General features: G+C 75.1%; 10 protein-coding genes. 5 read left to right on the top strand and 5 right to left on the bottom strand.

Going from position 1 to position 9,365, the window contains the following annotated elements; genetic code table 11:
• Window positions 1–49: 49 nt before the first annotated feature.
• The 3 genes from ACIGW4_RS01945 to ACIGW4_RS01955 all read left to right on the top strand — a co-directional run bounded on the left by ACIGW4_RS01945 (window position 50) and on the right by ACIGW4_RS01955 (window position 2,026).
• Window positions 50–886 carry an EamA family transporter gene (locus ACIGW4_RS01945; RefSeq protein ID WP_123457051.1) on the top strand — a complete coding sequence of 279 codons (837 nt, stop codon included), beginning with the start codon at window positions 50–52 and terminating at the stop codon, window positions 884–886.
• Window positions 887–925: 39 nt separating this feature from the next.
• Entirely contained in the window at window positions 926–1,615 is a 690-nt protein-coding gene (locus tag ACIGW4_RS01950) for a B3/4 domain-containing protein (RefSeq protein WP_123457050.1), read from the top strand.
• 114 nt (window positions 1,616–1,729) lie between these two features.
• Window positions 1,730–2,026, top strand: coding sequence for a hypothetical protein (locus tag ACIGW4_RS01955; protein ID WP_123457049.1), 297 nt, complete (start codon window positions 1,730–1,732; stop codon window positions 2,024–2,026).
• Here ACIGW4_RS01955 and ACIGW4_RS01960 read toward each other — a convergent pair.
• The 5 genes from ACIGW4_RS01960 to ACIGW4_RS01980 all read right to left on the bottom strand — a co-directional run bounded on the left by ACIGW4_RS01960 (window position 2,013) and on the right by ACIGW4_RS01980 (window position 6,082).
• Window positions 2,013–2,327 carry a hypothetical protein gene (locus ACIGW4_RS01960; RefSeq protein ID WP_399577828.1) on the bottom strand — a complete coding sequence of 105 codons (315 nt, stop codon included), beginning with the start codon at window positions 2,325–2,327 and terminating at the stop codon, window positions 2,013–2,015. The two genes, ACIGW4_RS01955 and ACIGW4_RS01960, sit on opposite strands and share 14 nt — an antisense overlap.
• Before the next feature lie 82 nt (window positions 2,328–2,409).
• Window positions 2,410–2,757: a DUF190 domain-containing protein gene (locus ACIGW4_RS01965; RefSeq protein WP_123457047.1), complete on the bottom strand. Its 348-nt coding sequence runs from the start codon at window positions 2,755–2,757 to the stop codon at window positions 2,410–2,412.
• A gap of 76 nt (window positions 2,758–2,833) precedes the next feature.
• A complete protein-coding gene (locus ACIGW4_RS01970) occupies window positions 2,834–2,959 on the bottom strand; it encodes a hypothetical protein (protein WP_255325155.1) in 126 nt (41 codons plus the stop codon).
• Window positions 2,960–3,024: 65 nt separating this feature from the next.
• Window positions 3,025–5,871, bottom strand: a complete 2,847-nt coding sequence (gene lanL / locus ACIGW4_RS01975) for a class IV lanthionine synthetase LanL (RefSeq protein ID WP_399577832.1) — start codon at window positions 5,869–5,871, stop codon at window positions 3,025–3,027.
• A gap of 52 nt (window positions 5,872–5,923) precedes the next feature.
• The gene (locus ACIGW4_RS01980; RefSeq protein WP_185094730.1) at window positions 5,924–6,082 is read right to left on the bottom strand and encodes a hypothetical protein; all 159 of its coding nucleotides are present in this window, start codon (window positions 6,080–6,082) and stop codon (window positions 5,924–5,926) included.
• 229 nt (window positions 6,083–6,311) lie between these two features.
• On the opposite strand from ACIGW4_RS01980, the gene ACIGW4_RS01985 reads away from it, so the two are divergent.
• Both ACIGW4_RS01985 and ACIGW4_RS01990 read left to right on the top strand, forming a co-directional pair.
• The gene (locus tag ACIGW4_RS01985) at window positions 6,312–7,430 is read left to right on the top strand and encodes a hypothetical protein (protein WP_399577834.1); all 1,119 of its coding nucleotides are present in this window, start codon (window positions 6,312–6,314) and stop codon (window positions 7,428–7,430) included.
• A 46-nt stretch (window positions 7,431–7,476) separates the two neighbouring features.
• Window positions 7,477–9,348, top strand: a complete 1,872-nt coding sequence (locus ACIGW4_RS01990) for a serine/threonine-protein kinase (protein WP_399577837.1) — start codon at window positions 7,477–7,479, stop codon at window positions 9,346–9,348.
• Window positions 9,349–9,365 lie beyond the last annotated feature (17 nt).

Genomic DNA, 9,365 nt, shown 5'->3' on the forward strand with positions numbered 1-9,365 from the left:
ATCCACTGTACGGTCCGGTCGTTCCATTGAAAAGAGTAAGGGATGTGCCGTGATCGCTCTGCTGCTGGCCCTGGGCAGCTCCCTCGCCTACGGGTGCGCCGACTTCCTCGGCGGCCTCGGCGCCCGCAAGGCCCATGTGCTGCGGACCGTGCTGATCGCCGCCCCGGCCTCCCTCGCGGTGGAGCTGCTGCTCTGGCCCTTCCTCGGCGCCTCGTTCGACGCCGGGACCCTGGGCTGGGGCGCCGCGTCCGGCGTCGCCTCCGCCGTGGCCTTCGCGCTGCTCTACCGGACCCTGGCGATCGGACCGATGAACGTCCTCTCGCCCGTGACCGCGCTCGTGTCCGCCATGCTGCCCGTCGGCGTGGGCCTGCTCCAGGGCGAGCGGCTCGGCGCGGCCGGTCTGGTCGGGCTGCCGCTCGCCCTGGTGGCGGTGGTCCTGGTCAGCGCCGGACACGGCTCCGGTACGGCACGCCCGTCCCGTACGGCGCTGCTGCTGGCCCTGGGCGCGGGCGCCGCGATCGCCCTCCAGCTGGTCTTCCTGCACCAGGCGCCCTCGGACAGCGGGGTGGCCCCGCTGATCGTGGGCCGTGCGGTCTCCTCGGCCGTGACCCTCGCCGCGGCCGCGGTGCTGTACCGCAGGCTGGGCTCCGAGCGCCCCGCGTACGCCATGTCGGCGGCCGCGGGCGTGCTGGACTCGGTGGCGAACCTGCTCTTCCTGCTCGCCGCGCGCGGCGGGGACCTCGCCGTCGTCGCCGTGATCACCGCCCTCTACCCGGCCGGCACGGTCCTGCTCGCCCGTGGCGTGCTCGCCGAGCGCATCCACCGCGGTCAGCTCCTCGGCCTGGGGACGGCGGCGGTGGCCGTCAGCCTCCTGGCCCTGACCTGACCGCCCCCGCCTCGTCCGCCCGTACGAACGGAACTCCCCATGACCGCCTTCCACCTCGCCCCCGCCGTCGCGGAGGCCTTCCCCGGCACCCTGATCGCCCTGGTCACCGCCACCGGCCTGCGGGGCCGCGAGCCCTGGCCCCGGACCACGGCCGCCCTGGCCGAACTGGAGCGGCGGCTCGCCGAGGGAGCCTGGCTCCCCGCCGACGAGACCGACCCCCGCATCGAGGACTGGCACACCGCCTACCGGTCCTTCGGCACCAACCCGCGCCGCGTCCGCCCCAGCGTCGACGCGCTCGGCCGCCGCCTCGCGAAGAGGGGCGTCCTGCCGCGCGTCAACCCCGCCGTCGACTCGTACAACGTCGTCTCCGTGCGCCACGGCCTGCCCGCCGGCGCCTTCGACCTGGACCACGTCGCCGGCGAGGTCTCGATCCGTCCCGCCGACGGCACCGAGACCTTCACCCCGCTCGGCGAACCGGACACCGTCGAGAACCCCCGGCCCGGCGAGATCGTCTACGCCGACGACACGGGCGTCCTGACCCGCCACTGGAACCACCGCGACGCGCACCGCACCCGCGTCACCGAGGACTCCACGCACGTCGTCTTCGCCCTGGAGACCCTCAGCGCCGGGCGGGACGGCCACCTCCTGAAGGCCGCCGCGGCCGAACTCCAGGAGCTCCTGGCCCCGCACGCCGACGGAACGACCGTGCGGTACCTGGGCCCGGGCTGACCGCCGCCCCTGCCGAGTGGTCCCCGCGGAGGGGAAGGGGGACGCTGGTACTGAGCGCGTCCGGGGTCCCGGGCGCCCGAAGGGAGCGCCCGCCCGGCCGGGAAAGGCCGCGTCATGCGCATGCTGCTGAAGGTTCAGATGGACACGCCGGCCTCCAACGAGGCCATCAAGCAGGGCAGGCTCCTCGAAACCATGGAGAGCACGCTCAAGGAACTCAGCCCCGAGGCCGCGTACTTCACCGTGGAGGACGGCTGTCGGACCGGGTACATGTTCTTCGACCTGGAGGACCCCTCCCAGCTGCCGAAGATCTCGGAGCCCTTCTTCATGCAGATGGGCGCCAAGGTCCACTACTCACCGGTCATGAACCCGGACGACCTCCGCAAGGGCCTCTCGGCGATCATGCCCTCGTGAGCGTTCTCTCCCAGATCAAGGAGTACCGGCGGAGCAGGTGCCGGCGGTGGCGCACGCCGGGGAGCAGCCGTCGCGCCTCGGCACGCACCTGCCCGTAGTTCATCTCCGGCTCGGTGACCGGCGTCCCCTCCCGCAGCGGCTCGGTGATCCGGACGACCGGTGCGGCGCCGATCCCGACCGCCCGCTCCGTGGCGCTCGCGTCACGGGCGAGGCCGACGACCACCGACGTCCCGCCGGGCCGGAGCAGTTCACGCGTGCGGGTGAGGGCCGCCCCGGCGTCCCCGGGGTGGCTGGTGGTCACCGGGCAGATGAAGCCGTGTTCCGGTACGGCTCCGGGGCGGACTCGCGCATCGGGCCGTCCTGGGACCGGATCCGCCGGCCCCTCAGGCGGGCTTCTCGCGGCCGACGTGGCGGACGACCTCGCAGTCGTCGAGGATCACCAGGCCCTCGTCGACCAGTTCGTCGAGCTGGGGCAGGAAGGCCCGGATCTTCTCCTCGGTGTCGACGACGACCACGGCGACGGGGAGGTCCTCGCTCAGCGAGAGCAGACGCTGGGTGTGGATCAGCGAGGAGGCGCCGAAGCCCTCGATGCCGCGGAAGACGCTCGCGCCCGCGAGGCCCGCCTCGCGGGCCCGAGCGACGATCTGGCTGTAGAGCGGCTTGTGGTGCCACAGGTCGGTCTCCCCCACGAAGACCGTCAACCGCAGGGCCCTGCCCGTCAGCCTGGTCATGGTTCGAGTCTACGGTCGTGCCTCCGGGAGGGAGGGGGTCGGCCGGGGCGCCGGCCCCCTCCCCGGGCGGAGTCGGTCAGCAGCCGCTCGTGAGCCAGCGGCAGGCCGTGATCAGCGCGGCGGCGTGCTCCTCGCCACGGGCGTCCTCGGTGCGGACCTCCTCCGGCAGGACCTGCAGGGCGTCGATGTCGTACTCGGTCATGAGGGTCTCCTTCGAGATGATGTGGATGTTCGGTGGTACGCCGGCGGCCTGGGGCCGCCGGACACTCAGGGGTGGGCCGGCCCGTCCTCGGGCAGCCAGGCGCGCGGGCCTCCGCACCGCAGGCGCAGCAGCAGGGACAGGCTTCCGGCCAGGCCGGTGGCGTACTCGGCGAGGACGGTCCTGCGGTTCTCGTCGGGCACCAGGAGCCGCCCGTCGCGCAGCACGGCCTGTGCCGCCAGGTGTTCGACGAGGAGTTCGGCGGCGGCGCGGTGGCTCTCGTCGCCCGTGCGCACGGCGGCGTCGAGGAGGAACTCGGCGTTGCCCGCGAGCCCGTGGCAGGTGGCCGGCGAGTCGGTCGTCCGGCCCGCCCGGACGGCGCGGGCGGCACCGTCCACCAGATCGCGTACGAGCTTGTCGGACGCGCCGGTCGCCGCCCAGAGCCGGACCAGGAAGGTGCCGACGCCGGAGGAGCCGCTGCACCAGTGGCGGGCGAGGTCCGGGGAGTCGGAGAGGTGGCGGGCCCGGTCGACGGGCCAGAGCGTGCCGGCCGGTCCACTGCGGGCGGCGGTCGCGAGGGTGGCACCCGCCTCGGTGGCCGCGGCGAGGAACCGTTCGTCGCCGGTGGCCTCCGCCGCGAACAGGAGGAAGGTGCCGACCCCGGCCACGCCGTGCGCGAAGCCGTAGTGCCAGGCGCCGGCGAGCGCGGTGCCGAAGTCCTCCGGCACCGGCCAGAAGACCCCCTCCGGGGTGCGGCGCGCCGCGTCGAGCAGCCCGTTCGCGGCCTCGGCGGCGCGGTCCAGGAACCGCGGGTCTCCGGTGGTGCGCCAGAAGTGCAGCTGGGTCAGGCCCGAGCCGGCGACGCCGTGGCAGACGTCCGGGTTGGGCCCGTGGACCGGCAGGCCGAGGGCGAGGGCGACGGCCCGGTCCGCCAGGGCGGGGTCGTCCAGGGCCCGCGCGGCGTCGAGCAGGGCCCAGGCGGTGCCCGAGCGGCCGAAGTGCAGCCCCGGCGGGTCGCTCGGCAGCGTCTCCTGCCGCTCCGCGGTCCAGCGGGCGGCGGAGCGGAGGCCCTCGGCGAGCGCCTCGCGGGTCACGGCCGGCCCGTCGGCGGTCTCCGGGAGGCGGAGCCCGGCGTCCCCGTGGCCGAGGGCCCGGGCGAGCAGGGCGACGCCGCCGGCCGAGCCGTGCTGCAGGGCCACCGGGTCGCAGGTCTCGCCGAACGCGTCCGAGGCCCACAGCCGTTCGGGGTCGTACGGGCGCATCGTGGCCAGCAGGTGGGCGATGCCGTCGTGCAGGAGACGCGCGCGCGTGGCCGCCGCGTCCGGGCGTGCCGCCGGCTGCGGACCGGCGGTCGGTCGTGCCGTCGCTCCCGCCCGGCGTCCGTCCAGGAACTCCCGGGCCCGGTCGAGCGTCCAGCGGTCTTCGGGCGCGTCCCGGGTCAGCCCCAGGACCAGCGGCGCGAAGCGTCGTACGAGAGCGTGGTCACGGGCCAGGAGGTCCACGAGGTCCGCGAGGCGTCGTTCGTCCGGCCGGGCGGCCTCCCGTGGGAGGTCCTCCGCGAGGACCGGGTCGGCGCCGCTCAGGGTGTGCAGGACGGTCGCGCCGAGGGCGTACAGGTCGGCGCCCGGCGGCAGAGCGGGGGCCACCTGGTCGAGGGCGCGCAGCTCGGGGGCGGTGTAGCCGGGGGTGGCACCGAGCACCCACCGCTCCCCTTCCGGGGCGGCCATCTCCAGGTCGATGAGGACGAGCCGGCCCTCGGGGGTGACCATGACGTTGTTGGGGTTGAGGTCGTGCAGGGTGACGCCCAGTTCGTGGGCGGTGGCGACGAGTTCGACGAGCTGTCCCACCCGGGAGGCGGCCGTGCGGTCGTCGGGGCAGGCGTCGCCGTGCCGCGCCAGGTGCTCGGCGACGGCGCGCCGCAGCGTCGCCCCCGGGACCGACGCGGTGGCGAGGAACACGCTGCCCTGCTGTTCGAACAGCTCGACGAGCCCGGGGACCCGGTCGGGGTGCTTCCGCCCGAACCGTTCGAGCAGCGCGGCCTCGCGGCGCAGCAGGTCCCGGACGTCCAGGCCTTCGAGTCCGGCACCGACGTGGGGCCGTGCCTGCTTGACGACGACCTGTGCGCCGGTGCGGGTGTCCTCGGCCCGGAACACCCCTCCCTTGTTGGAGTGCTGGATCGCGCCCCGTACGAGGAAGCGGTCGCCGAGCAGGACGGGCCTGGCGGTGGCCGTGCTGCGGGCGGGTGCGACGGGACGGTCGGGGAACGGGTCGCCGGCCCAGGCGGGCGGGCTGAACCAGGCGTTGCGCTCGTCGGCGACCGGGCGGCCGTCGGGGTCGGTGAGGCGGGCGGCGAAGGAGCCGTCGGCCGTCAGTTCCCGGACGCCCTTGAACACGCCGTACCGGTAGAAGACCTGGCTGCCGGGGCGGTAGCGCCGGTCGGAGAGCACGGCGGGGCCCGGCAGTCCCTCGGTGGCCCGGTGGAGTTCCTCGGCGAGGCGTCGCAGCTGCTCGTCGTCGGCCGGGTACACGGTCAGGAACTTGCCGCTCCCGCCGCGCGCGAAGCGACCGGACACCAGCGCGGCGACCCCGGCCGGGCTCCCGGCGAACTTGAAGGCCGCGCGGTGGGCCACGAGGACCTCGGCGGACCGGGCGAGGACCAGGGGAGCCGAGAGCGGGGTGGCCGGGACGTGGAGCTTCCAGCCCTGGGACCGCCCGACGGCGCCGCCGGGCACGACGTGGCACCAGAACTCGCCGGGTTCGACGCTCCAGCCGGGCGCGCCCGGTTCCGCCGCGGCCCCGCGCCGGGCGATCACGGCGCGGACGATGTCGGGCAACAGGGCCCGGTCGGCGGGGCTTTCGGCGCGCGACCGCCGGGGGCCGGGGCCGGACGGGGAATGCGCGGTGGGTGACGACACGCTCTTCGTCCTCGCGTTTCGCAGGGCTGACGAGTGGGGGTCCGAGCGGGTCCTACTGCAGGGGCTTGTCGTACTCGTCGCCCCAGCTGGTGTCCATGGGGCTCCCGGCGACCGTCCGCGTCGTCTCCGGTGCGTCGCCGGCCGTGGCGGCGGTCGCTCCGCCGGCGAGCAGGACGGCGAGGAGGAGGAAGCAGCGGACGGCAACGGACATGGTGCGGCTCCTGGTTCGGGAGAGAAGAGGGCGGGCGGGAAGCTCCGCGTCTGACGGGTTCACGCCGTATGTCGGCCTGATGGGGTTTCCCTCGGCCGGACACCCCCCAGTCCACCCCGGCGAGCCCGCTTGGTCCAGCGCCATGACCTGGCAATACCCTGCATGGCACGGAAGTAGCAGGGCCGCATCACGGGGGAAACGTGTGACTACTGGGGTGGATGTGGACGGAATGCCTCGACTGGACGCCGGGGCCGTCGCCGTCTTCGCGTACGTACTGGAGCGCGGCAGCCTCCCGAACCGCGCGCCGGACGGGCCGGCGGACGGACCTCGCGACGGACTTTCGGACGAGCCGGCGGACGGACCTCGCGACGGGCTTTCGGACTGGTGGGCGGACGGGCTTCCGGCCCTCGGGCTGAGCCGGGACGAGGTCGAGGCCGCCTGCCGCACCCTGGAGCGGCTCCGCCTCCTGCGCCCGGCGCCCGGCCGCCCCGGGGAGCTGATCCCGGTGAACCCGGACGCCGCCGCGGCGGAGGTCGTCGGGCCGCTGGAGGCGGAGCTCGCGCGGGCCGCCGCGCACGCCCAGTCGCTCCGTGACGACCTGCACTCCCTGATGCCGCGCTACCGCGCCGCCCGGCGCGAACAGGGCCGCCGGGAGGGCTTCGACGTGCTGCCCGACATGGCGTCCGCCTCCGCGATGCTGACCGAGGAGTCGGCGCGCTGCCGGGAGGAGGTGTTCAGCATCCAGCCGGGCGGCGGGCGGGCCGCGCACCGCCTCGGGGACGCCGTCGAGCGGGACCTGGCGATGCTCCGCCGGGGCGTGCGGATGCGCACGCTGTACCAGCATTCGGCGCGGACCAGCCTGTCCACCCAGGGGTACGTGGAGCGGCTCACCGAGGCCGGCGCCGAGTACCGCACCGCGGCCGAACTCCCCGACCGGGCCGTGGTCTTCGACCGGGCCGTGGCCTTCCTGCCCCGGCGCGCCGACGGCGGCGCGGGCGAGGGGGCGATCCTCGTCCGGGACCCCGACGTGGTGGCGTACCTCTGCCGGGTGTTCGAGCAGCACTGGTCCGGGGCGGTCCCCTTCCGGGGCACCAGCGAGGCGGCGTACAAGGAGGTCGGCCCCAGTCTGCGGCGGGCGCTCGTGGGGCTGCTCGCGGAGGGCGCGAAGGACGAGGTGATCGCCCGGCGCATGGGGATGTCGCTGCGCACCTGCCGCCGTCACATCGCCGATCTCCTGGAGGAGTTGGGGGCGGAGAGCCGCTTCCAGGGCGGTGTGCTCGCGGAGCGCGCCGGGCTCACGGACGCGGAGGTCACGGCGGACGCGGCCGAGGACGCGCCCCAGCGGTAGGGTGCCCTCCGGCAAACAGTGTTCTGCGTGGGGAGACATGGGTTTCATGGGCGGTCAGCAAGCGGACCGGGGCGGCTCCGAAGTGTTCAAGCCGCTGGCGGCGGACGACCCGACGACGGTCGCCGGGTACCGGCTCGCCGCCCGGCTCGGCGCCGGCGGCATGGGCAAGGTGTACCTGTCGTACACGCCCGGCGGCCGGCCGGTGGCGATCAAGCTGATCCGTCCCGAGTTCGGCGAGGACGCGGAGTTCCGCCGCCGGTTCGCCCAGGAGGTGCGCTCGGCGCAGCGCGTCCAGGGGCTGTTCACCGCTCCCGTCATCGACGCCGACCCCGACGGCGCGCAGCCCTGGCTGGCCACCGCGTACGTGCCGGGCCCTTCGCTCGCCGACGCGGTCGTGGCGCACGGCGCGCTGCCCGTGGAGACGGTGCTGCTGCTCGTCGCGGGCATGGCCGAGGCCCTGCACGTCATCCACGGCGCGGGCATCGTGCACCGCGACCTGAAGCCGTCGAACGTGCTGCTCGCCGCCGACGGGCCCCGCGTCATCGACTTCGGCATCGCGCACGCCGCCGACGCGACCTCCCTGACGGGCAGTGGGGTCACCATAGGGACGCCGTCGTTCATGGCGCCCGAGCAGGCGGCGGGCCGGCGGGTCACCCCGGCCACGGACGTGTTCGCGCTCGGTCAGGTCGCGGCGTACGCGGCGACGGGCGTCCCGGCCTTCGGGGAGGGCACCGGGCACGGGGTGCTGTACCGGATCGTGCACGAGGAGCCGGACCTGAGCGCCGTGCCGGAGCGGCTCACCGAACTGGTCACGCGCTGCCTCGCGAAGGAGCCCGAGGACCGGCCGACGCTCTCCGAGATCATCCGGCTCTGCCAGGCCGCGAACGCGGCGACGGTGCTGCGCCGGCCCGAGGACTGGCTGCCTGGCGCGGTCTCCGCCGAGATCACGGCCCGGGCGGCGGCGCCCGCTCCCCCGCAGGCTCCCCCGCCGCCGACCGTCGCGCCGTCCGCGCCGACCGCGCCGCCGGTGGCGTACTCGCCGACGGCTCCGGCCGGGCCCTCCGCGCCGTCGACCCCGCCGCCCGGCTACGGTCCGCCGCCGAGCACCGTCTCCGGCGCCCCGGTGGCCCCCGTCGCTCCGCAGGCGCCGGCCGCCGCCGCTCCGGCGCCCGGCTTCGCGTACGCGCCGACGCAGGGTCCCGGCGCTCCCGGGTACCCGCAGCAGTCCTGGCCGGGGGCGACGGGCCATCAGCCGCCGCGGCCGTCCCAGCAGAAGAAGAAGGGCGGCGGGCGCGGTCTGGTCATCGCCCTGGCCGCCGTCCTCGCCTTCGCCGTCGCGGGCGGGGCGACCGCCTACGTCGTGCTGAAGGACAAGGACGGGCAGACGGCCTCGAACGCCGGCGGGAAGCCGGACGGAAAGAGTTCGGCGAGCGCGGGGAGCTCCGGAGGCACGGGGACCGGAACGGGGACGGGCACGGGGACCGGGAGTTCGGCCCCGAAGCCCTCGACGGCACCGGCCCCGCAGGCGGCCACGTACAAGGACATCGACCTGACGGCCGGCTACCACCTGACCCTCGGGGACGAGAACATCCGCCCGCAGGACGGCGAGGACAACAACTACGAGCTCTCCTACGACACGGGCGGCTACCTCGACGCCGAGAGCAGCGGCGGCAACCTGGTCCTGCTCGACCCGGGCCAGGAGGGCTCCCTCGAGGCGTGCCGCGCGGAGACCCGGTTCACCCAGAACATCCATGTGAACAAGCTCTCGCCGGGCCGTCAGGTCTGCGTCACGACGGGCACGGGCCATCTCGGCCTGCTCACCGTCAAGGGCTTCTCCCCGGAGGACTCGCCGAGCACCTACATGACGCTCGATCTGACGGTGTGGCGCAACGCGGCTCCCTCCGCATCGTCGAGCTGATCACTTTTGATCACATA

It is taken from the genome of Streptomyces sp. NPDC053513 (assembly GCF_044544765.1).
Classification (GTDB): Bacteria; Actinomycetota; Actinomycetes; order Streptomycetales; family Streptomycetaceae; genus Streptomyces; species Streptomyces litmocidini.

Bases quoted from the DNA above. Each gene is read 5' to 3' on its own strand.
- ACIGW4_RS01950 (WP_123457050.1), top strand. From the start codon at position 926: ATGACCGCCTTCCACCTCGCCCCCGCCGTCGCGGAGGCCTTCCCCGGC.
- ACIGW4_RS01955 (WP_123457049.1), top strand. From the start codon at position 1,730: ATGCGCATGCTGCTGAAGGTTCAGATGGACACGCCGGCCTCCAACGAG.
- ACIGW4_RS01965 (WP_123457047.1), bottom strand. From the start codon at position 2,757: ATGACCAGGCTGACGGGCAGGGCCCTGCGGTTGACGGTCTTCGTGGGG.
- ACIGW4_RS01970 (WP_255325155.1), bottom strand. From the start codon at position 2,959: ATGACCGAGTACGACATCGACGCCCTGCAGGTCCTGCCGGAGGAGGTC.
- ACIGW4_RS01980 (WP_185094730.1), bottom strand. From the start codon at position 6,082: ATGTCCGTTGCCGTCCGCTGCTTCCTCCTCCTCGCCGTCCTGCTCGCC.
- ACIGW4_RS01985 (WP_399577834.1), top strand. From the start codon at position 6,312: ATGCCTCGACTGGACGCCGGGGCCGTCGCCGTCTTCGCGTACGTACTG.
- ACIGW4_RS01990 (WP_399577837.1), top strand. From the start codon at position 7,477: ATGGGCGGTCAGCAAGCGGACCGGGGCGGCTCCGAAGTGTTCAAGCCG.